This window comes from Hymenobacter sp. M1-2, from assembly GCF_057808495.1.
The window spans coordinates 163,696-187,363 of the sequence record NZ_JBTYZO010000005.1 but is presented as its reverse complement, the minus strand read 5'-3'; the positions used below and the strand labels follow the sequence as shown (position 1 = coordinate 187,363).

At 57.0% G+C, this 23,668-nt stretch carries 14 protein-coding genes; 12 read left to right on the top strand and 2 right to left on the bottom strand.

What is annotated here, in order from left to right; translation table 11 throughout:
* The first annotated feature begins 2 nt into the window (after positions 1–2).
* The 4 genes from ACYSMN_RS07040 to ACYSMN_RS07025 all read left to right on the top strand — a co-directional run bounded on the left by ACYSMN_RS07040 (position 3) and on the right by ACYSMN_RS07025 (position 4,895).
* On the top strand, positions 3–896 hold the full coding sequence (locus ACYSMN_RS07040; protein ID WP_488923144.1) for a class I SAM-dependent methyltransferase: 894 nt from the start codon (positions 3–5) through the stop codon (positions 894–896).
* Positions 897–1,175: 279 nt separating this feature from the next.
* Positions 1,176–2,804 carry an Ig-like domain-containing domain gene (locus ACYSMN_RS07035; protein ID WP_488923143.1) on the top strand — a complete coding sequence of 543 codons (1,629 nt, stop codon included), beginning with the start codon at positions 1,176–1,178 and terminating at the stop codon, positions 2,802–2,804.
* 947 nt (positions 2,805–3,751) lie between these two features.
* The gene (locus tag ACYSMN_RS07030) at positions 3,752–4,243 is read left to right on the top strand and encodes a DUF4385 domain-containing protein (protein ID WP_488923142.1); all 492 of its coding nucleotides are present in this window, start codon (positions 3,752–3,754) and stop codon (positions 4,241–4,243) included.
* A 166-nt stretch (positions 4,244–4,409) separates the two neighbouring features.
* The gene (locus tag ACYSMN_RS07025) at positions 4,410–4,895 is read left to right on the top strand and encodes a hypothetical protein (protein WP_488923141.1); all 486 of its coding nucleotides are present in this window, start codon (positions 4,410–4,412) and stop codon (positions 4,893–4,895) included.
* Positions 4,896–5,111: 216 nt separating this feature from the next.
* Here the strand turns inward: ACYSMN_RS07025 and ACYSMN_RS07020 are convergent, their stop codons facing one another.
* On the bottom strand, positions 5,112–6,515 hold the full coding sequence (locus tag ACYSMN_RS07020; RefSeq protein ID WP_488923140.1) for an inorganic phosphate transporter: 1,404 nt from the start codon (positions 6,513–6,515) through the stop codon (positions 5,112–5,114).
* 295 nt (positions 6,516–6,810) lie between these two features.
* Here ACYSMN_RS07020 and ACYSMN_RS07015 point away from each other — a divergent pair, with 295 nt between their 5' ends.
* Positions 6,811–8,331 (top strand): glycine--tRNA ligase, encoded by a 1,521-nt coding sequence (locus tag ACYSMN_RS07015; protein ID WP_488923139.1) that lies wholly within the window; start codon positions 6,811–6,813, stop codon positions 8,329–8,331.
* 111 nt (positions 8,332–8,442) lie between these two features.
* Here ACYSMN_RS07015 and ACYSMN_RS07010 read toward each other — a convergent pair whose 3' ends face one another.
* Complete coding sequence (locus tag ACYSMN_RS07010) at positions 8,443–8,859, bottom strand: hypothetical protein (protein ID WP_488923138.1); 417 nt, start codon at positions 8,857–8,859, stop codon at positions 8,443–8,445.
* 240 nt (positions 8,860–9,099) lie between these two features.
* On the opposite strand from ACYSMN_RS07010, the gene ACYSMN_RS07005 reads away from it, so the two are divergent.
* The 7 genes from ACYSMN_RS07005 (at position 9,100) to ACYSMN_RS06975 (ending at position 23,601) form a co-directional block, all read left to right on the top strand.
* A complete protein-coding gene (locus ACYSMN_RS07005; protein ID WP_488923137.1) occupies positions 9,100–11,532 on the top strand; it encodes an efflux RND transporter permease subunit in 2,433 nt (810 codons plus the stop codon).
* Between the two features lie 176 nt (positions 11,533–11,708).
* Positions 11,709–15,515 carry an isoleucine--tRNA ligase gene (ileS, locus tag ACYSMN_RS07000; protein ID WP_488923136.1) on the top strand — a complete coding sequence of 1,269 codons (3,807 nt, stop codon included), beginning with the start codon at positions 11,709–11,711 and terminating at the stop codon, positions 15,513–15,515.
* 384 nt (positions 15,516–15,899) lie between these two features.
* On the top strand, positions 15,900–16,559 hold the full coding sequence (locus ACYSMN_RS06995) for a lipoprotein signal peptidase (protein WP_488923135.1): 660 nt from the start codon (positions 15,900–15,902) through the stop codon (positions 16,557–16,559).
* A gap of 267 nt (positions 16,560–16,826) precedes the next feature.
* Positions 16,827–18,875, top strand: coding sequence for an ABC transporter ATP-binding protein (locus tag ACYSMN_RS06990; protein ID WP_488923134.1), 2,049 nt, complete (start codon positions 16,827–16,829; stop codon positions 18,873–18,875).
* A gap of 76 nt (positions 18,876–18,951) precedes the next feature.
* Positions 18,952–19,701 (top strand): ATP-grasp domain-containing protein, encoded by a 750-nt coding sequence (locus tag ACYSMN_RS06985; RefSeq protein WP_488923133.1) that lies wholly within the window; start codon positions 18,952–18,954, stop codon positions 19,699–19,701.
* A 171-nt stretch (positions 19,702–19,872) separates the two neighbouring features.
* Positions 19,873–22,377: a ribonuclease R gene (gene rnr / locus ACYSMN_RS06980; RefSeq protein ID WP_488923132.1), complete on the top strand. Its 2,505-nt coding sequence runs from the start codon at positions 19,873–19,875 to the stop codon at positions 22,375–22,377.
* Positions 22,378–22,629: 252 nt separating this feature from the next.
* Positions 22,630–23,601: a polyprenyl synthetase family protein gene (locus tag ACYSMN_RS06975; protein ID WP_488923191.1), complete on the top strand. Its 972-nt coding sequence runs from the start codon at positions 22,630–22,632 to the stop codon at positions 23,599–23,601.
* The last annotated feature ends 67 nt before the right edge of the window (positions 23,602–23,668 follow it).

The window sequence follows — 23,668 nt, the reverse complement described above, 5'->3', positions numbered from 1 at the left end:
TTGTGTCTTACGAACGATTGGATAAATGCCCGGTGTGCGGGAAAACGGAGTTCCGCAACAAGCTGGTAGTAGAAGATAAATCGGTGAGTAGGGAGAGTTTTGCCATTCAGCAGTGCGTGGCGTGCGTGTTCCAATTCACCAACCCCCGGCCCGATTCCAGTAGCATTGGCCGCTATTACGAGTCCGACGAGTACGTGTCGCACAACAGCGCGGCCACAGGCTTCATCAACCAGGCATACCGTCTGGCCCGGTTTTTCACGATGCGCCGCAAGGTTGCCTTGGTCAGCCGGCTGGCGCCGCGCAAAGGGCTATTATTCGATTACGGCTGCGGAACCGGCCACTTTTTAGCAGCGGCCAAAGTCAATGGGTGGAAGGTGGCCGGTGTGGAGCCTAATGCCCGAGCCCGCGAAGAAGCCACGGCCCGCGTAGGTCAGCCCATCGGGAGCGGCAAGCTGATCGACTTCGAGCTGGAAAGTTTCGACGCCATTACGCTTTGGCACGTGCTCGAACACGTGCACACGCTCAACGATACGCTCAACCAGCTCGTGAACCGGCTCAAGCCCGACGGTGTGCTGCTCATTGCGGTGCCCAATGTGGAAAGTCTCGACGCCCAGCACTACCGCCAGGAGTGGGCTGCCTACGATGTGCCCCGTCACCTCTACCATTTCAGCCCCCAAACCATGACGCAGTTGCTCAAAAAGCACAAACTGAAGGTGCTCGAAACGCTGCCCATGCCGCTGGATGCCTACTATGTGAGCATGCTGAGCGAGAAGCGTCGCGCCGAACGGGGCGGAGGCCTGCTCTCGGTGCTTAAGGCCGGCTACAAATCCAACCAATACGCCAAGCAGCACAATGGGCAATATTCCAGCCTGCTGTACGTGGCCGTCAAACGCTAGCAACATGCCTACGCAGGCGGCTTGGAGTCTGGAACTGCTGCTGGCTGCCGGGCCGACGTTATCGGCAAGTGTTAGTGGGGTAGGGGAGATGCCTACGCCCGCCGTTTCCATCTCCAATGTTGCTGCGTTAGTTCAGCCTCATGAGCCGGTAGCAACCGCCAGGTACATACCAAGCCAGTCCCCACGCACGTTTCCGCCCAGCCCGACACTACCGCAAAACGGTGTTGCTCCCGGTCCTCGCCATAATGGTGCTGACCATTTCTACGCTCTTGCTTTATAATGTCCGTTCGCGCTAATCTTCTGCTTCTGTTTTCGGCCGCGGCTGGCATGGCCGGTTGCGCTTCCATTAGCTCGCCGCAAGGTGGCCCGCGCGACGTTACGCCGCCCAAGCTGGTCAGCACTACTCCCGCCAACGGCGCCCGCAACGCCCGCACCCAGACGGTGCGGCTAGTATTTTCGGAGCCCGTGCAGCTGAAAGACTTGCAGAAAAACCTCATCATCGCCCCTACTATTGGCGACGATAACAAGTACAAGGTGCGCGAAGAGCGCAACAGCATCGCGTTGCTCTTCGACAAGCCGCTGGAGGAGAATACCACCTACTCGTTCAATTTCGGCAACGCCATTTCCGACATCACCGAAAGCCTGCCGGCTCCCAATGCTATTGTGAGCTTTAGCACCGGCGCGGTACTCGACTCGGGGGCCGTGCGCGGTACTGTCCGGGACGTACTCACGCAGAAGCCCGCCGATGCGGCTTCGGTCTTGCTCTACCCCGAAGCCGACACGGTAGGCGTGCGCCGCGGCAAGCCCTACTATCTGGCCCGTACCGACAAAACCGGCGCCTACAAGCTGCAAAATCTGAAAGCCGGCCGTTACCGCCTTTACGCCATCACCGACAAAAACCAGAACACGCACTACGACGAGGGCGAGAAAATAGCCTACCTGCCCGAGTTATTCACTGTCGGCCCTGAGCCCGATACCGTACGCCTTGAACTGACACGTCCCGATGCGCGGCGTCCCATCGTGAGTAGCCGCCAGGCCGGGCAGGGGCAATTCCGCATCAGCTACAACGAAGGCCTGCGCACGGCCGCCGTTTCGCCCTTAACTGGTCCTGCTTCGCCCGCTTTGTCAGAAGTGGTGCAGCTCACGGAGCAAGGCCGGACGGTCACGCTATTTCGCAGCAACGTCCTCACCGAGGGCAACTACCTGCTCGCCGCCACCGACAGTGTTGGCAACCTTAGCCGCGATACTATTGCGGTGAAATTTCAGGATCCACCAAACAAGGCTCCAACTCGCCGCGCCCCGGTGTATGCCGTGGAAGGTGCTCCGCGCGAGGTGTACCGGCAGGGCGAAGTGCGGTTTACGTTCACGGAGCCCGTACGAGTGACCCCAGGCAAGCCCTTTGCGGCGTTGCAAGAAGATTCCACCCGCACCCGCCCGCTTCTGCTAGGCCCCGATGGCACGCTCAGCCCCGACCGGACCAAGCTCACGGTGCTGCTCAACACCAAAGCCAAGTCCACCGTTACGCTGCGGCTCGATACGCTCAACCTCACTACCATCACGGGGCAACGCCTCGGCGCGCAACCACTGCGCCTGCGCGTAACGGAGCAAGCCACCACTGGCAGCCTAGCCGGCAGCATTCAGACCAAGTACAAGCGCTACGAGGTGCAGTTGCTCGACGATAAAGGTATTCCGGCCGCCATCCTCAACAGCCCCCGCAATACCTTTCGCTTCGAGCGTCTGGCACCCGGTACCTACACCATTCGCGTGTTGATTGACGCGGATGCCGACGGGCGTTGGCGTGGCGGCGACCCTAAGTTCGTGCTGCCGCCCGAGCCGGTATATCTGCTACCCCAGCCGGTACAGGTTCGCTCCAATTGGGAAGTGGAAGACCTTCGCCTAACGTTCTGAGGTAAGAACCAGCTTTGCGCTCTGCTTATAGCCCTGTGTACATCTGCTACGAATGTGCACAGGGTTTTTCGTGCGCTTCATTTTACTGCCTCTACGTAGCTGCTTTCAGCTGTTAGCTAACTTCTGCAGTTACTTCCAGTAACTAAAAACGGCCTTAGTTGCTTCCTTTCGCTGATTTTGAGGTTAAGGGTGCGCATTATTACAAATCGTGCGCGCTCAGCTTTTGCTCAAAGGCAACGGAAATAGCGGTGATTGGTGGGCTTTCCACATTTGGTCAACCGCAATTCAAGTTACTGAGCGGTGTTTCGGGCCATTTTCCACAGCTATTCCACAGGGTTTTCCACTTTTCACTCGTCTGGGCGCGTAACCTGTGGATAATATTGCGGCAACGTGGGGATAACCCGTGGAGAAATAGAGGATAAGTTTTTTTGCGTTTCTAACGGGCTTCACAGCTGCCTCCGAGCAGTAGTCGGCGGTGGATAAGCGTGGACAACTTCCCCTGCTTTTCAAGACAATCCACAACGGCCAAAACTGTGAATTGTGGATTAGTGGATAAGCTATGTGGATTGTGAAAAACCTACTTAAGTTTTTATTCATCAAGTGGTTACTATCAACACACCCTGTTGATAGACGGTGCATAAGCGCGGAGCTGTACACAAGTTATCCGGACTGTGGATTACCAACCAAGATTGTCCACTTATAAACAGCCCCGATGACTGAGATTAAAAAGACTTCTTAAAATTTCTTCTTTTAAAAAGTTATTAACTCTGTGGACAAACCGGAAATCGAAAAAATATCTAACTCCGGCTTCGCACACCTCGGCCGAAGAGACGCTCGGGCCCAGCCATGCTGTTCGGGCCCACCGATTCGTCCGCTGGCTGAAACACCAGCCAAATTAATCCTGCCGCAAAAACCAGCGTATACAAGACAGCCCAATCGCGCTGCTTATGCCATTCAACTATCAACAGGATTTCCACACGCTCGACTTTCGCCAGCACCCCGAATGCTACCGCGTGGGCAAAGGCGAACAGGGAGTGCTGTTGGTGGAGCCCTATAAAGCCGAGATTCTGCCCCACTGGCGCTTCCGCACGCCCGAAGTGGCCCGGGAATCTTCGGCGAAGATTTACGGCTTGTTTGAGGCCTATCTAGAAGCGCACGACTTCGTGGGCGCCGACATGGCCCGTAAGTTTCTGCAAATGGGTTTCACCAGAGCCCGCCGCTACGCCAACCACCAAGGCGGCAAGAAGTACGCCGGCCCAGTCCCCGACGACAAAAAAGGCCAAAGCGGGGCCCACGGCCGGGCCGAATTGCCTCGCTCTCCCGAAGACCCGATCAAGGCCGAGGCCGCGGCTATTTTCAAGCGTAAGTGGGACGAAGCCAAGCAACACCCCGAGTACCTGCGCCAGCGAGCCGAATTTGAAGCGCGCTACGGCAAGTAACTTGAAGGTAGCAAGGCATCAGTAGCAAGACATTGGACAAAGGGTTGGGCATTGTACGTCAATAGCTTGTTATCTCACGACCAACTACTCCCTGCCTGCTACCCACGCAAGTGATTTTGCTTTGTCTACCTTTACTTTCTCCCAGCATCACCCCAATCACGACCCTATGAAACCGGTAAGTCAGATTCCCTCCAGCACTGATGAGAATGAAATTAAGTTAGGGGTAGGCATGGGCCCGCTCCGCTTTGGCAGTACCATGGACGAGGTACGCGCCCTAATGGGTGAACCCGAAGAAATTGAGGAGTCGGAAGAGGACGACGAATTTGAACACCAGGCGTGGAACTACCTCGAAGAAGGCTACTCGCTCTACTTCGACCGCGAAGACGACTTCCGCCTGAGCTGCATCGAAACCGACCATCCCGGCATGCGCCTCTATGGCGAGAATATCCACGGCAAAACCCCCGAGCAGATTCAAGAGCTGATGCGTCGCAACGGCCACGAGCCGAGCGAAGTAGAAAAGATGGACACCGGCGAAACCCGCGTCTCCTACGAGAAGGAGATGATTGACCTTTACTTCGATGAAGACGAGCTACAGTTTGTCAACTTCGGAGTGTTTATATCCGAGGACTTGGACGTGCAGTGGCCTGCTTAAGCTCGAGGTTATCCACAAAAAGCCCGATTTTGGTTGTGGATAAGTGGATAAGTAGCTGATTTGTCAAGTAGTTGACTTGTTCTATGTATGGATTGAAGCTAGTTATCCTCATTTCCACGGCTGCTTAGGCCCTGAAAACAAAAAAGCCGCTCCTGTAAGAGAACGGCTTTTTTGTGTTTAACCAGGAGACCTGACTGCGAAACAATCTAAGCAGTGCTAGCCTAATACTGTCCGGAACAACAGGAACAAGCCCCCCGCCAGTACCATCGTTACGGGCAACGTGAGCACCCAAGCCAGCGCGATGTTGCGCACCATCTGCGGGTTCAAATTCTTGATACCGCGGTTGGCTACCATCGAGCCCGCAATGGCCGAGGAGAGCACGTGCGTGGTGGACGAGGGCAACCCAAAACCCGTGGAGGCTCCAATCATGGCCGCGGCTACTAGCTCCGACGAAGCGCCTTGCGCATACGTAAGGTGCTCCTTGCCAATTCGCTCTCCAATGGTTTTCACGATGCGCTGCCAGCCAATCATCGTCCCGAGGCCCAACGACACGGCCACGACCAGCGACACTTCCCAAGGAGCGTAATCGGTGAAGGTGCGCATCTTGGCGATGTTGTCTTCATACTCCTTACGGTCGGCGGCGCTGAGCGGTATTTTTTCGCTGCTCGTGAGCTTTTTGGCCCGATTATAAAGCAGCAGGATAGCCTTACGGATTTCAAAGCGGGCCTGCGGAGGAAGTTGCTTCACGTCCGTCTTGCCCGCGAAAATTCGGTCCAGGTTTGAAGTCTGCGCCTGAACTTCCGTCAGCAGCTTCCGGTCGGCCTCGTTCAGCGTGGCCCCGTTTATTTTCTGCATCACTTGCTCCACCCGCGTTAGCGACTCGCGCATGTCGAGCGGGTTCAGCTTTTGGTTGAGGGCAAAATGAATGGGCACAATCCCGATGAGGATGAGCATAATCAATCCTACGCCTTTTTGCCCATCGTTAGAGCCGTGGAAGTAGCTCACCAGCGTACAGGTCGTAACCAGTATCAGCCGAATCCAGAGTGGTGGGGGCTTGTGTTTGTGCGGCTCCTTGAAGATGGTCTTGTTCTGCACGAAGCGGCGCAGCAAAAACATCAGCACAATAGTAAGCGAGAAGCCAAACAGCGGGCTAATGAGCAACGCCAGCCCTGTTTCGCCGGCTTTGCCCCAGTTGACGGCAGAAGCATTGGCGCCCGGCAACAACGAAAAGGCAATGCCCACGCCCAGAATAGAGCCAATGAGCGCGTGCGAGGAAGAAGAGGGCAGACCGTAGTACCAGGTGCCCACGTTCCAGATGATGGCCGCCATAATGAGCGCGCCAACCATGGCAATGCCGTGGTACACGTTTTGGTCGACTAGGCTTTCAACGGGCAGCAGGTACACAATACCCATTGCCACACTGATACCACCAGCAATTACCCCAATGAAATTCCAGAACGCCGACCACACCACGGCTACCCAGGGGCGCAGGGAATTGGTGTAGATAACCGTTGCTACTGCATTGGCCGTGTCGTGGAAGCCATTAACAAATTCGAACGCACAAGCTGCTGCCAAACACAAGACGAGCAGCAGCAGTACGTGAGGCTCTAAGCCAAACATAAAGAGGGAATTGGTGAGAACTCAGTTTTCATTATCCAAAGGTAGAGTTACCCTCAGGCGGGGCAAGATTATGAAATTGTTATGGAAGAGGCCGATTTGCTGACGACTAGTAGCTAAATCGCGGCAAATTCAACAAGTTGGCTGCTAAGGCCACACAAGCCGGGGCATCCGTTACTTTTGCCCCTTGGTAGAAGTGAGAAGCGAGAAGTAAGACTTGAACGGGTAGTGCCTGTGTCTTTCATTTCCATATCCCTTCCATCTTACTTCTCATCCTTAGTCTTTCACTTCTCTTCTTATGAGTAATACTTCGCAGAAAGCGGCAAACACGGCCGAGAATACGCTGGCCGACATCGTTTCGCACGCCAAGGAATACGGTTTCGTGTTTCCGTCTTCTGAAATCTATGATGGCCTAGCTGCCGTGTACGACTACGGCCCAAACGGGGTGGAGTTGAAAAACAACCTCAAGCAACTGTGGTGGCGGGCCATGACCCAGCTCAACCAAAATGTGGTGGGCATCGACGCGGCCATCTTCATGCACCCCACCACCTGGAAGGCTTCCGGCCACGTCGATGGCTTCTCCGATCCGCTCATCGACAACTTGGACAGCAAGAAACGCTACCGCGCCGACGTGCTCATTGAGGAGAAAGCCGCTGAGTACGAAAACGCCGGCGACAAGCCTCGCGCCGATGCGTTGCTGGCCGAGTTGGGCCGCCTGCTAACCGACAACGACCTGGCCGGCGTGAAGCAGCTCATTCTAGATGAGAAAATTCTCTGCGCGATTTCCAAAACCGCCAACTGGACCGACGTACGGCAGTTCAACCTCATGTTCTCGACGCAAGTAGGCGCCGTAGCGGGCGAGTCGAGCGAGATTTATCTGCGGCCAGAAACGGCACAGGGCATTTTTGTCAACTTTCTGAACGTGCAGAAATCGGCGCGGCAGAAGGTGCCGTTTGGCATTGCCCAGATTGGCAAGGCGTTCCGCAACGAGATTGTAGCGCGGCAGTTCATCTTCCGGATGCGGGAGTTCGAGCAGATGGAGATGCAGTTCTTTGTGCGCCCTGGCACCGAAGGCGAATGGTATCAACACTGGAAAGAAACGCGCCGCCGCTGGCACGAAGCCTTAGGCTTGCCCGCCGATAAGCTCCGTTTCCACGACCACGAAAAGCTGGCTCACTACGCCAGCGCCGCCGTTGATATTGAGTACGAATTTCCTTTCGGCTTCAAGGAAATCGAGGGCATTCACTCCCGCGGCGACTTCGACCTGACCCAGCACCAGGAGTACAGCCGCAAAAAGCAAAACTACTTCGACAACGACCTGCACCCCGAAACCGGCAAACCCTACGGCAACTACGTGCCTTTCGTGGTGGAAACCTCGGTGGGTGCCGACCGCCTATTCCTGGCCACGCTCTGCCAAGCTTACACCGAAGAAACCATCACGGAAGGGGAAGGCGAGCAGCAGCAAACCAAAACCCGCACGTACCTGAAGCTGCACCCCGCCGTGGCACCCGTGAAGGCGGCCATCTTTCCGCTGGTACGCAAAGACGGCCTGCCCGAAAAAGCGGAGGAGATTTTCAATGCCCTACGCTACGACTTCCGGTTGGTGCTGGAAGAAAAAGACGCCATTGGCAAGCGCTACACCCGGCAAGACCTTATCGGCACCCCGTTCTGCATCGCCGTCGACCATCAGACGCTAGAAGACAACACCGTGACGGTGCGCCACCGCGACTCCCGCGAGCAAACCCGCATGCCTATTGCGGAGCTTCGCAACTATATCAGCGAGGCCGTTAGCTTGTCAAGAATTTTTGAAAAGCTGTAAAATTCTTGACAAGCTAAAAAAGCTGGCCGGAAGGTTTCCGCTAAGTGCTGGTCAGATTCGCTCATAAAAAAGCCCTGGAATCGTCTTCCAGGGCTTTTTTATGACAATTTGCTACTTGCTGTTGATGTTGTCAAGCCAATCGGTGGCTTCGCGTCGGGAGGTGAAGTAGTTGAACTCGACGTGTGCTGGGGGCATGGTGGTAGAACTGGCGGCCAGCAAATTGCCAATCTGGTACTGATACTGGCCTTCCGATACCACCGCGGCAATGAATACGGGCCGAAAAAAAGACGACGATAGCAGGGCCGCGAGTGGTTCTAACAGTTGCTCGTTTTCGTCGTCGGTGGGTGGGGCGTTGCGCTTCAGATCCAGCAAAAGCTTGCCGACGTTCCGTTCCAACATTTGCTCCAAAGCTTGCTGATACGCCACTCCAAACGAGAGGGAGAGTCGCGTGGCGCTGTAACTGAGATACAAAATCTCAGAAGCGGAGTTGTAGGTGAGCGAAGATTCCGGCGTTTGGAAAAGAGTCATTGGCAAGGCAGAAAAAAGTATAGTCGGCCCTAGGTAAAATTCAATTATCTGTAATGACAATGCATTGAATGTGCGTGGTTTACGTACGGTTCAGCATTTAAAGTTGCCTATATTTATTGAAATATACAGCCATTGCAGAAAAGTTCTTGGCAGAAACCTTGATATTCTGTGGTTTGCTTTGTGTTACCTGGTCGGGTTAGCTGCGCGGGGTTGCGTACATTTGCTGCATTTTAGCAGCCTATGTGGAGAAATCTTGCTTTGTTCGTCATCAAAAACCGCCGGCTCCTGATTGGGCTGCTGGCCGTTATTACCGTGTTTATGGGCTGGGAGGCGCGCAAAGTCGAAATGACCTACGACTTTGCCCAAGTGGTGAGTCCCACCGATCCGGACATGGTGTACTTCCAGCAGTTCAAGAAGACCTTCGGCGAGGATGGCAACGTGCTGGTGCTGGGCTTGCAGGACAGCGCCGTGTACCGGCTCGGCAACTTCAATGAGCTGGCCACCCTTACCGACACTTTGAGTAAAGTGCGTGGCGTGAATGGCATCCTGGGCGTTTCGCGCCTGCCGCGGCTAGAGAAAGACACTGCCACGCACACGTTCCGGGCCGTACCCATTTTTAAGCGCGCTCCGCAGACGCAGCCCGAGCTAGACTCGCTTATGCGGGTGGTGAACGCGCAGGAATTCTACAAAGGCCAGCTGATTTCGCCTACTACGGGTGCCACGCTGCTGGCTCTCACCATGGACCCCAAGTACCTAAACTCCTCGAAGCGCGAGGGAGTGATGAAGGTAATTCTGGGCCATGCCGAGCAGTTTCAGCGCAAAACTGGCATCAAAATGCACTACGCTGGTCTGCCCTACGTGCGGGCTACTATGACCACTAAGGTGGCTTCCGAAATGAAGTTCTTCGTGGCTCTCACCATCGCCATGATGGCTCTCACGTTGTTCATGTTCTTCCGCACGTGGTCGGCGGTGGTATTCCCGCTGCTCATTGTGTTGGTAGTGGTGGTGTGGTGCCTGGGCAGCATGGTGTTGCTGGGCTACAAAATCAACCTGCTCACGGGGCTCATCCCGAGCATTATCATCGTCATCGGCATTCCCAACTGCACCTACCTGCTTTCCCGTTACCACTACGACTACCGCAAGTCTGGCAACCAGGTGCTGGCTATGGCGCGGGTGGTACGCAAGATTGGCCTCGTAACCCTGATGAACAACACCACCACGGCCATTGGCTTCGTGGTGTTCTGTTTCACCAACATTGCCATTCTCTACCAGTTTGGGGCGGTGGCCACCATCAACATCTTCGTGGCCTTCCTGATATCGTTTATCCTGATGCCCATCATCTTCATGCTGCTACCGCCCCCCACGCCCAAGCAGTTGGAGCATCTCGAAGCCGCGCCGCTCACCAAACTGCTGGAGTTTTTCGACTACCTCGTGCTGGAGCGCCGCGCCACGGTGTACCTGACGGCTGGGGTCTTGATGGTGCTGGCTTCATTTGGCGTGGCGAAGGTGAAGGCTGTGTCCTACATGGTCGACGACTTGCCCAAAGAATCGTCGGTGAACTCAGACTTGAAGTTCTTCGAGGAGCACTTCAATGGGGTGATGCCCTTGGAAATGGTGGTAGACACCGGCAAGCCAAAGGGCCTGTTGAAGCTCAAAAACCTGGAGCGAATTGACCGCCTGGAGAAGTTCCTGCGTACGCAGCCAGTGCTCACTACGCCCGTGAGTGTCGTCACGTTCCTGAAAGGCTCCACGCAGGCGTTCTACAACGGCAACCCCGACTATTACCGCCTGCCCGACAACTCGGAGAAAAACTACGTGTTCAGCTACCTGGCCCGCTCTCAGCAAACGAAAGGCAGCGAAGGCGAGCTTACCAACAAGCTGCTGCGCTCCTTCACCGACAGCTCCATGCAGCAGGCGCGCATCTCGCTCAAGATTGCCGATATCGGCTCCCGCAACCTCGATACGCTGCTCAGCAACCAAATTCAGCCCCAGATTCGGAAGATTTTCAACGGCACGGGCATGGACGTGAAGCTGACCGGCACCACCATCCTCTTCACCAAAGGCAACGAGTACCTGATTAGCACGCTCAAAGAAAGCCTCATTATTGCCTTCGTGCTGGTGGGCCTGGTGGTGCTCATTCTGTTCCGCAGTATCCGAGCGGTGTTTTTCACGTTGCTGCCCAACTTCTTCACGCTGCTGCTCACCGGCGGCCTCATGGGTTATTTCGGTATCCCGCTCAAGCCCAGCACGGCCCTCATCTTCAGCATCGCGCTAGGTATCGATGGCGACAATTCCATTCACCTGCTGGCGAAATTCCGACAGGAAATGGCCGCCAATGGCCGCCGCGTACGAGCCGCCATCAGCACCACGCTCAGCGAGGCCGGCACCAGCATGATTTACACCAGCATTGTGCTCTTTTTGGGCTTTTCGGTGTTTGCCTTCTCGGAGTTCGGCGGTACCAAGGCTCTGGGTTTGCTCATGTCGGCTAGCCTGCTGATAACTAACTTCTCCAACCTGATTTTGCTCCCGGCTCTGCTTGTCACCTTCGAACACGGTAAAGACGAGGAAATCATCAACCAATCCGGTATTCGGCACTACGACGACCAATACCACGAGGAAGATGACGACTTGGAGCTGAACCTCAGCCGGATGAAGAAAGGCCTAACCGCGTAGACTTGCTCCAACAATTGGCCTCACCCCCTAGCCCCCTCTCCAAGGGGAGAGGAGGAACTAGCACTAAAAGGCTAGTTCCGATTAGGGTGAAGGCGACATCTACATTTTAAAAATCTACAACTAGTCCCCCCTCTCCGCGGGAGAGGGGGCTAGGGGGTGAGGCCCCCGCTACCACCATGAACTACCCCGAATACAAGCAGCCGCTCAACTACGGCCAGGTTGGCACCGATATCCTGGCGTGGTGGAAGCAGAACGGCATCTTTGAGAAGAGCGTGAGCACCCGCGCAGGGCAGCCTACGTTCGTGTTTTATGAAGGCCCACCCTCGGCCAACGGTGCCCCCGGCATTCACCACGTGATGGCCCGGACGGTGAAAGACATCTTCTGCCGCTACCAGACGCTGCTTGGCAAGCAGGTATCGCGCAAAGGCGGCTGGGACACCCACGGCCTGCCTATCGAGCTGCAAGTGGAGAAGGAGCTGGGCATCACGAAGGAGGACATCGGCAAGAAAATCAGCATCGCGGAGTACAACCAGCGCTGCCGTGAAACCGTGATGCGCTTCAAGGCTCAGTGGGACGACCTCACCGAGAAAATGGGCTACTGGGTGGACCTCGACGACCCCTACATCACCTTCGAGCCGGAGTACATCGAGAGCTGCTGGGCGCTGCTCAAGAAGCTCTACGACAAGGGCCTGCTCTACAAAGGCTACACCATTCAGCCCTACTCGCCGGCCGCCGGCACGGGCCTGAGCAGCCACGAGCTAAATCAGCCCGGCACCTACCGCGACGTGAAAGACACGACCATCGTGGCGCAGTTTAAGGTAGTGCGGGATGAGAAGTCGGAGAAGCTGTTTGGTGCAATAGTGAAGGGTCTAGAAAAAATAGACTTTGAGAAAAATGAGGGCGAGAAAAAACAGCCCTTTTCCTCCAATGAAGCAGAGGATATCCACATCTTAGCTTGGACAACTACGCCTTGGACGCTGCCTGGTAACACAGCCTTGGCGGTGGGCAAAAATATTCCGTACGTGCTGGTGAATACTGTTAACCAGTATACTGGTTTACCAATCCACGTGATTTTAGCCAAGGCGCGCTACGATTATTATTTCCCCAAGAAGAAGAATGATTTGCTTCTGCTGGCTAAGGCAACCCAAGCATCTGCTCAGGTTCAGAGTCTTATTGCAGCAAACGAACAGGCCAAAAAAGCAGAGGAAGAGCAAACTGGCCCTAAAATTCTAGCGGAATTCACCGGCGCCGACCTCGTTGGCATACGCTACGAGCGGCTGTTCGGCCAGGACAAAGGTTTCCCCGTTTTTGAGGGCGAAGAGCGGGCCTTCCGCGTCATTGCTGGCGACTTCGTGACGACTGAAGACGGTACCGGCATCGTGCATATCTCGCCTACGTTTGGTGCAGACGACTTTAAGGTGGCGCAGCTCAACGATGTGCCCGCTCTGCTCGTGACCGATGCCGATGGCAAGCTCAGCCCCATCGTGGACCGGACGGGCCGCTACGTGCCGCAAATGGGCGAGTTTGGGGGTCGCTGGGTGAAAAACTACGACGGCCACGACCAATCCGGCGCCGACTACAAGACGCTGGACGAAAGCATTGCCATCCGCATGAAAGGCGACGGTACGGCCTTCAAAGTGGAGAAGTACGAGCACACCTACCCGCACTGCTGGCGCACCGATAAGCCCGTGCTCTACTACCCGCTGGACTCCTGGTTCATCAAAACTACGGCGGTGAAAGACCGGCTCATCGAGCTCAACAAAACCATCAACTGGCAACCCGCCAGCACCGGCACCGGCCGCTTCGGCAACTGGCTGGAAAACCTCGTGGACTGGAACCTAAGCCGCTCGCGCTACTGGGGCACACCGCTACCCATCTGGCGCACCCAGGACGGCTCCGAAGAAATCTGCATCGGCTCGGTGGAGGAGTTAAGCGCCGAAATTGACAAGGCCGTGGCTGCAAACATCATGACTCATAATCCATTTACCAGAAATGTGATTTATGGATTGATTCTGCGTGACTTAGGATGGGTATCGTTCAAGGATAAAGAGGGCAAAGATTACGAGGGATGGTTCCTAAGTAAGCCTAAGGTATTTGATGAAAACAGGGTAAATCTAAAAGACAAAAGTCTATATGGCGGCGTACACACGATAGATGTTGCCTCAATCGATTTTTCTACTTTGAAGCATCATATTCAAGATTCTGATGGCGAGGAAAAAGTTAAATCTGTACCGCTAACATTAGACGCAGACTTGCACCGTCCCTATGTGGACGACATCTTCCTGGTGAGCCCCTCCGGTCAGCCCATGTTCCGGGAGCCGGACCTCATCGACGTGTGGTTCGATTCCGGCGCCATGCCGTACGCGCAGTGGCACTATCCGCTGGAAAACGGCGAGAAGTTCAAGCAGAATTTCCCAGCCGATTTCATTGCCGAAGGCGTGGACCAGACCCGCGGCTGGTTCTTTACGCTGCACGCGCTGGCCGTGATGTTGGAAGACTCGGTGGCCTTCAAAAACGTGATGGCTAACGGCCTCGTGCTCGACAAGAATGGCAACAAGATGAGCAAGCGCCTCGGCAACGCCATCGACCCGTTCCAGACTATCGAGCAGTTCGGCCCCGATGCCACGCGCTGGTACATGATAGCCAACGCCCAGCCTTGGGACAACCTCAAGTTCGACCTCAACGGCATCACGGAGGTGCAGCGCCGCTTCTTCGGCACGCTCTTCAACACGTACTCGTTCTACGCCCTCTACGCCAACCTCGACGGCTTCCAGGTTCGCGAGTCGGAGCGGGTGCCGCACGCCGAGCTGAGCGAGCTGGACCGCTGGATTCTGAGCAAGCTCCAGTCGCTCATCCTCGAAGTACGCGGCCACTACGACTCCTACGACCCCACCAAGGCCGCCCGCGCCATCCAGGACTTCGTAACCGATCAGCTTTCCAACTGGCACGTGCGCCTCTCGCGGCGCCGCTTCTGGAAGGGTGAACTGACCGCCGACAAGCGCGCCGCCTACGAAACGCTCCAGGAGTGCCTCGTAACGGTAGCCCAGCTCATGGCTCCCATCGCGCCCTTCTTCGCCGAATGGCTCTACAAGAACATGACTGACGGGATGCGTGACAACGCAACCACCTCGTCTGGCATCCCTCCCTTTTGGGGAGGCGACGAGGGAGGGGTCTGGGCCGCCGAATCGGTGCACCTCACGCTGCTCGTGGAGGCCGACGACGCCCGTATCGACAAGGCCCTGGAAGAGCGAATGGAGCTGGCGCAGCGCATTTCCTCGCTCACGCACTCCTTGCGGAAGAAGTCGGTGCTGAAGGTGCGCCAGCCCTTGCATCGCATCCTGGTGCCCGTGCTCAACGACACCACCCGCGAGCAGGTGGGCAAAGTGGAAGACCTGATCTGCGCCGAAGTAAACGTGAAGCACGTGGAGTTTCTAGACGATACCAGCGGCGTGCTAGTGAAGTCGGTGAAGCCTAACTTCAAGCGGCTGGGCCAGCAATACGGTGCCCGGTTGAAGGCTGTAGGCGCCCGGATTCAGCAGATGACGGCCGAGGAAATCAGCACCCTCGAAAAGACCGGCCAGCTAGCCGTAGAAGTCGAGGGCCAGCCCATCACGCTCGCCCCCGACGACGTAGAAATCCGCACCGACGACCTACCTGGCTGGCTGGTAGCCACCGACGGCCCGCTCACCGTGGCCCTCGACGTAACCCTGACCGACGAGCTGCGCCAGGAAGGCGTGGCCCGCGAGTTGGTGAACCGCCTTCAGAACCTGCGCAAAGACAGCGGCCTCGAAGTGCAAGACAAAATCCGCGTCACGCTAGGCCAACAGCCGGAGCTGGAAGCCGCCGTGCACTCCTTCGGCGACTATATCCGCACCGAAGTGCAGGCGTTGGCGCTGGATTTTGCTTCGGACGTAAACGGCGGTTCAGCCCTCGAATTCGACGAATACACGGTGCCGGTACAGTTGGAAGTTGCCAACAACTAAAATCAAGCTTACAATCCAAAAAAGGCCCCGAGACGCACGTTTCGGGGCCTTTTTGTTGTGTCCAGTTTTTGCAAGCAAGCGGCGTAGTCCCGAAACTATAAATCAAAGAAGATGCACAAAAGAAAACGCTACCACACATCACGGCAGGGTGATTACTCTTGGCAGAGCCGCCCTGTTGCATAGCGAATTGCCAACTCCTTGATGGGAAAGCAGTTGGTTCTGGTACCTTTGCCACTTCCAAAACGAATTGGTAATCCGCCGCCCAAAACACTCTGAATTGAGTCGAAAACGGCACAAACACCGCCTTACAACATATACCAACGGCTTCGGAGCCGCCCACGACGTCAAGCAGCAAAGTCTAAAATTTGGCGTCTATTTGTGCTTATGAAATACTGGAAATACTATCTCGTGGCGCTGTTGGTCATCGCCCTCGATCAGCTTTCGAAGTGGGCCGTGCACACGCACATGCCCATGGGAATGCCTGGCGAAGTCCCCGTTTTCGGTGATTGGTTCAAGCTGCATTACACGCTGAACCCCGGCATGGCTTTCGGGGTGGAACTGCCCGCTCCCTATGGCAAGGTGCTACTCACCCTATTTCGCTTGGTAGCCGTTACGGGCATCAGCTACTATATCTACCGCCTCTGGAAGCAACACGCCCCCAACGGCCTTATTTTTTGCATCTCCCTGATTCTAGGCGGCGCCCTCGGCAACCTCATCGACTCTATTTTCTACGGCGTCATCTACAACAACGCGCCCTACGATGCGCCCACGCCCTGGCTGCACGGGCAAGTGATTGACATGCTGTTCGTTGATTTTCCGGACGGCTTTTTCCCCGCTTCCTGGCCTTTCGTAGGTGGTAAAATCATTCCTGACTTCCCCATTTTCAACATCGCCGACTCTTCTATTTTCGTTGGCGTGGCGCTGATTCTACTCTTCCAAAACCGCTTCTACGGCCATCCTCAGGAAACCGCGCAGCCACTAGCTTCCGACGACGAAGCCGCCGCCAAGGCCCGTCACGACACGGAAGCTTCGGCGGCCTCGTAGCCTTACTTGCTCTACAATTGCCTAAACGGCCGGCTGGAACTGTTCCCGCTGGCCGTTTGTGTGTAGCCCGAAGCTTCGCCTTAGCGAATCAATAACGGACAGCTTTAGAACGAGAGACATCGTACTTTGCCTCTTCTTGCGTAGCCGATAAAAGCTTCGAACAAGCAGAGATAAGACGAAATGCATCAGTCTCAATGGCGATTCTGCCGGCCGTATCTTTACCTAAATCACTTCATGACTCGCCAAGCCAGACCTTAGTATTTCATTATGTCCCAGCCCATTCTCTCCGTCCGCAACCTGACCATCGACTTTCACTCGCACCGCGGCGACACGCGGGCCGTGGCGGACGTGTCGTTTGAGCTGCGCCGGGGCGAAACGCTGGCCATTGTGGGCGAATCGGGCTCGGGTAAGTCAGTAACATCGTTGGCGTTGATGGGGCTAATTCCGTTGCCGCCCGGCCGCATCACGACGGGCGAAACGCGGTTTCAGTCGGAGGCGCTAGGAGAGGTGGACTTGCTCAAGCTCAATGATGAGCAGTTGCAAAAGGTCCGCGGCAACGACATCAGCATGATTTTTCAGGAGCCGATGACGTCCCTCAACCCCGTGTACACCTGCGGCAGCCAAGTAGTCGAAGCCCTCCGTCTGCACACCACCCTGAGCGAGAAAGAAGCTGCCGCCCGCACCGTGGAGCTGTTCACGATGGCCCAGCTGCCGCGCCCCGAGAAAATCTTCAGCAGCTACCCCCACGAAATAAGCGGTGGGCAAAAGCAGCGCGTCATGATTGCCATGGCCATGGCGTGCAACCCCGCCATTCTCATCGCTGACGAGCCCACCACCGCCCTCGACGTCACGGTGCAGGCGCGCATGCTCCGCCTCATCGACGACCTGCGCCGCCAACACAACACGGCCGTCATCTTCATCACCCACGACCTGGGCGTAGTAGCTGAAATAGCCGACCGTATCATGGTCATGTACCGTGGCCGGGTAGTGGAGCAGGGCGCGGTGCTCGACATCTTCACCAACCCCCAGCACCCGTACACGAAAGGGCTGCTGGCCTGCCGTCCAAAATTGTCGGTCGGCAAAAAAAGATTGCCCGTAGTAGCCGATTTCATGCGTGAAGACGCCGATGGAGGCTTCAGTTCCACGGAAACGCCCTCCGCGCAACTTGCTGCTGCTGAAATAGGTGTCATTACTGAAACGACCCCTCAAAACGGCGCTGAAATCACCAAAACGTTCCCCGTGGAACATTCTTCTGTTTCACGCTCGACAGAACCGTTTCTCGGTTTAGAGAATGCCCCGGCCGTCGAGTTGGGCCAACTGCTGCCGCAATTCAGTGAAGCAACGGTTCCAGAAGCAGCCTCAGCTTCTCAAGTTTCAAGCTCACCGCAAATAAGCAATTCGGCTTCTTCTCAACTGCCGATTTCCCAACCCTCCGTAGCCCAGGGTTTCGACCCTGGGCCTTCTGCAACACCTGCCGAAATTCGAGCCACCAAGCCATTGCTCCAGGTCGAAAACCTCAACGTCTACTTTTCCATTCGCAAAGGCTTCCTGCGGCGCACCACCGATTTCGTGCGTGCCGTCGATGGGGTAAGCTTCGATATTTACCCCGGCGAAACGGTTGGGTTGGTGGGGGAGTCGGGTTGCGGCAAGACTACGCTTGGCCGGGCCTTGCTGCGGCTGGTGGAACCAACTTCGGGCAGCATCCTGTTCGAAGGAGTTGACTTAGCCAAGCTGCCGGCCGGAGAGTTGCGCCGCCGCCGCCGCGAGTTTCAGATGGTATTTCAGGACCCGTACGCCGCCCTGAACCCGATGATGACCGTGGGCGAAGCTATTCTTGAGCCCATGCGCGTGCACGGCGTCGGCGGGACGCGCCAACAGCAGAAGGATCGGGTGCTGGAGTTGCTGCGGACCGTGGGCCTCAAAGACGATCATTATCTGCGCTACCCGCACGAGTTCAGCGGCGGCCAGCGCCAGCGCATTTGTATCGCGCGGGCCTTGGCGCTGCAACCTAAGTGCATCATCTGCGACGAGTCCGTGTCAGCCCTCGACGTATCGGTGCAGGCGCAGGTGCTCAACCTGCTCAACGACCTCAAACGCGAGTTCGGCATCACCTATCTTTTCATCACCCACGACCTTTCCGTGGCCCGCTTCATGAGCGACCGGCTGCTGGTAATGCGCCAGGGTAAAATCGTAGAAAGCGGCCCCGCCGCCGAGGTCTACGCCAACCCCCAACACGAGTACACCCAACAACTGCTGTCCGCTATTCCTAAAGACGAGCCCGCCGACATTCGCGCTGCCGTGGCAAGCCGGGCCTAACGGAGTTGCGGTAGCGCGGAAATCCATTCCGCGCAGGAGCGGAGCGAGTATCTGGTAGCGCGCTACTTCTTAATGTATGCGAATTATCTATCCATCTCTTCCGTACGAACCACGAACTATAGATCCGCTGTGGCAACCCGAATATGAGTGGGCCCGCGCCAATGGGATGTGGGCTGAGCTGTTCGATCTGGAAACCAACAAGCTTTTCCCACTCTCGACAGGCCCCGAAAAAGCATTGTACCGAGGCTGGATGCTGACTGCTTCGGAGTACAGCTTGCTGGCACAGCTGACCCCGTTGCTCGTAACTCCCAATCAGTACCTGGCTTCTCATCAAGCCACCGGCTGGTACGATGCCATTGCCGACTTCACCTTTGCCAGCACCTTCCAAGCCGCTGCTCAAACTCCTGACTTCTCTGCCCAGCAGCGGTACTTCGTGAAAGGACTGGTCAAATCCTTCGGCGCCGATTCCGTCGTAGCTACGGTCGCGCAGTGGCAAGAGCTACGGGCCAGGCATGAACTCCCGGATGAAGAGGTGCTATTCGTGCGTCACTTCACAGAGCTGGAGCCCGACTCCGAACAACGATTTTTCGTAGTAGCGGGCGTGGCGTTTGGCGCGCAGGGCACCAAGCTGCCACCGGAGTTGGTTTCCGTCTTGCCCCGGCTGGTATCCCGGCCGTTCTACAGCTTGGATGTGGCCCGTACCATTGCGGGTTCACCCATCGTAGTGGAGGTAGGCGATGGGCAGGTATCCGACCTGAAAGAGTGGCCGCTGCCGGAATTTGGCGAAACCGTACTCCGGGCACTGGCCGCCATAACCCAACCGTAACCTCACATTTCCGCTCGGCAATAGTTGTTCGATGATATATTCCGTATCATCTCCTCAAAGCCCGCTTGCGGGTGCTTACTCTTCACCTGAAAAGCCCGAAACCGTTCTGGCTTTTCCTCATCAACCCCGCCGCCTGCGAAAACGACAACCACTGGCGGCTCTCATTTTCTAATGAAAAGAAAAGACGAATCCGCCGCCCCCCGCGCCTCCCGCGCGAAGGCAACCCCCGGCAGCCCAGAGGGTATCGCCACTATCACCAAAGATCATGTGTTTCGCATCTTCCGCGACAATCCCACGAAAGTCTTTGCTTACCGCCAGATTTCCCGCCGCCTGGGCGTGACCACTAAGGAGCAGCGCGAAGACATTTTCGCCCACCTGAAGGCGCTCAAGAAGACCGGGCTGCTCACGCTGCTTCAGAACGACGAATACCGCCTCACCGATCCATCGGCTGCTTACGCGGCTACCGAGCCCGCCAGCGGCCGCAAAACGCGCAAATCCGACAACATACCGGTGCCTGTGCGGCGCAGCGGCCGGCCCATCGAAACGGAATTTGGCCAGGACCCCGTCGTGCACCGCCGTCGGGGCGCGGGCTTCGATTTTCCCGATGCCGACGAGCCTGACAACCGCCGCCGGCCCGGCCTGGGCAGCCCCGCCGATACCATCATCGGTACCGTCGCGCTGGCCACCGACAAGTATGCCTTCGTTATCAGCGAGGGCAGCGAGAATGACGTGCGCGTGTTTACGGACCGGCTGAAATTTGCCATGCACGGCGACACGGTGCGCCTGCGTCTGCGTGGCTCCCGCGACGGCCGCCCCGTGGGCGACGTGGTGGAAGTGCTCAAGCGCAACCGCACCGAAATAGTCGGCCGCCTGCAACTGCAAGGCGGCATCGGCTTCGTGCGGCCCGACAACCGCAAGCTCTACTTCGACGTGTTCGTGCCCTTCGAGAATCTGCACGGCGCCAACCATGGCGAGAAAGTGCTGGTGCGCATCACGGAGTTTCCCGAAGATGATGCTGGCCGCTCACCGGTAGGAGAGGTGGCGCGCAGCTTCGGGCCGGCTGGTGAGAACGAAGCCGAGATAAACGCCATCATGGCCGAGTTTGGGTTGCCGTTTGAATTTCCCACCGAAGTGGAAGAAGAATCGGAGTCCATTTCCGACGTCATTCCGCAAGCTGAGATTGAGCGCCGCCGCGACTTCCGCTCCATCACCACCTTCACCATCGACCCCGCCGACGCCAAGGACTTCGACGATGCCCTTTCCATTCGGAAGCTGGAGAATGGCCACTGGGAAATTGGGGTGCACATTGCCGATGTGACGCACTACGTCCGGCCTGGCACCCAGCTGGAGCGCGAAGCCAAGCACCGCGCCACTTCCGTCTACCTCGTCGACCGTGTGATTCCGATGCTGCCTGAGCGCCTCTCCAACGGCCTCTGCTCGCTCCGGCCCCACGAGGACAAGCTCACGTTTTCGGCGGTGTTCGAACTGGACGAGAAGGGCAAGCTCTACGAGTCCTGGTTCGGTAAAACCATCATCCACTCCGACCGGCGCTTTGCCTACGAGGAAGCCCAGGAGCGTATTGAATCCGGCGAGGGCGACTACGCCGAGGAAATCGTACTCATGAACAGCATCGCCAAGAAGCTGTGCGCGGCCCGCTTCAAGCAGGGCGCCATCAGCTTCGAGACGCAGGAGGTGAAGTTCCGACTCGATGAGCACGGCAAGCCGCTGGGCGTGTACGTGAAGGAGCGCAAGGACGCGCACAAGATGATTGAGGAGTTCATGCTGCTCGCCAACCGCAAGGTGGCCGAGTTCGTGTTCAAGCTCAAATCCCGCAAGCCGCGCTTCACGATGGTGTACCGCGTGCACGAAGCCCCCGACCCCGACCGGCTGCAAAACTTCGCCCTTTTCGCCAAGAAATTCGGCCACAACCTCGACCTGAGCAACCCCAAGAAGCTGAGCGCCGAGCTGAACGAATTATCGGAAGATGTGATGGGCAAGCCGGAGCAGAACGTCATCCAGACGCTGGCCGTGCGCACTATGGCCAAGGCCACCTATACCACCGAGCCGCTGGGTCACTTCGGCCTTGCCTTCGACCATTATTCGCACTTCACTTCCCCCATCCGTCGCTACCCCGACATGATGGCTCACCGCCTGTTGGAGCATTACCTGGAAGGCGGTAAGAACGTGGAGGTGGAGCCTGTGGAAGAAGAGTGCAAGCACTCGTCGGAGCGGGAGAAAGTCGCGGCTTCCGCCGAGCGCGCCAGCATCAAATACAAGCAGGTTGAGTTCATGTCGGAGGTGATTGGCGAGCAGTTCACCGGCGTGGTATCGGGCCTCACGGAGCGCGGACTCTACGTGGAAATCGAGGAGAACAAGTGCGAAGGCATGGTGCGCCTGAGCGAGATTCCCGGTGACTTCTACGAGCTCGACAAAGACAACTACCGCATTATGGGCAAGAACACGAAGCGCATCATCCAGTTCGGCGACGAGATGCAGGTCATCGTGAAAGCCGCCAACCTGCTCGACCGCACCATTGACTTCGAGCTGGTCGACAACCGGCCCGACGCCGTGAAGCGCCGCGAGCAGGAAGAGCGCCGCCAGAACAGCCGCCCCCGCGACTACCGCCCCGAACGCAGCGGCGGCCGGCCCGGCGGTAAGGACAAGCGCCGCCGATAAACAAACCCTGGCTGTCATTGCGAGGAGGTACGACGAAGCAATCCTTCCTTTCTTTGAGACTAGTTCCCTAATCAGACAAGCCCTTGGCGTTAGCACACGTCAAGGGCTTTCTGCTTCAGTAAGCTTTGCGCTGTGAGAGGAAGGATTGCTTCGTCGTGCCTCCTCGCAATGACAGCGCATTCTTCGCACTACGGCAAACTTTGCGCTTGCCGTACAGTGCGTACCTTTCTCCCTGAACCGTATTTGCCTTTCGTGGACCTTTCCTTCTTCACCGATAAACTCTCTGCTGGCCTTGCCGGCCTCCACTACGGCGACCAGCCAATGGCGCTCTACGAGCCTATCCGCTACATCATGGCCCTGGGCGGCAAGCGTATCCGGCCGCTGCTCACGTTGCTAGGCGCCCACCTTTTCATCGACGAGCTAGAGCCAGTTATGCAGCCCGCGCTGGCCGTGGAAGTCTTCCACAATTTCACCCTGCTCCACGACGACATCATGGATCAGGCTCCGCTCCGGCGCGGGCAACCTACCGTGCACGAAAAGTGGAATTCCAACGTAGCCATTCTCAGCGGCGACGTAATGCTGGTGCGGGCCTACGAGCTGCTGCTCGACGTACCCACCGAGCTGCTGGCTCACGTGCTCCGCCGCTTCAGCCAAACCGCCGCCGAAGTGTGCGAAGGCCAGCAGTGGGACATGAACTTTGAGACGGAAACCCAGGTCAGCATCGCGCAATACCTCGATATGATTCGGTTGAAGACGGCTGTGCTGCTCGGCTTCGCTTTGGAACTCGGCGCCCTACTCGCCGGCGCCACCCGCGCCGATGCCGAGCACCTGCGCCAGTTCGGCGAAGGCATAGGCGTAGCCTTCCAGCTCCGCGACGACCTGCTCGACGTGTACGGTGATGCCGCCACCTTCGGCAAGCGCGTTGGCGGCGACATTGTGAGCGACAAGAAAACCTTCCTGTTGCTCACCGCCCAGGCCCAGGCCAACGAAACGCAGCGCACGGTTCTGGCCCACCATATAGGCCAGCCCATAGCCGACGCAGAAGCCAAAGTACGGGCAATCCGAGCGCTGTATGACGAGCTGGAAATCCGGCCGCAGACGGAAGACCAGATCAACTACTACTTCGAAGACGCCTTGCTCCACCTCGAGCGCGTAGCCGCTGCTACCGACCGCAAAGAGCCGCTTCGTCAGTTGGCTTTACAACTACTGGAGCGCGAAAGCTAAGCTGCCGTAATTCGTCGTTTTTAGGCGTCTTATAACGCGTATGCCGTTGCAGGCGCACCGAAGTGCG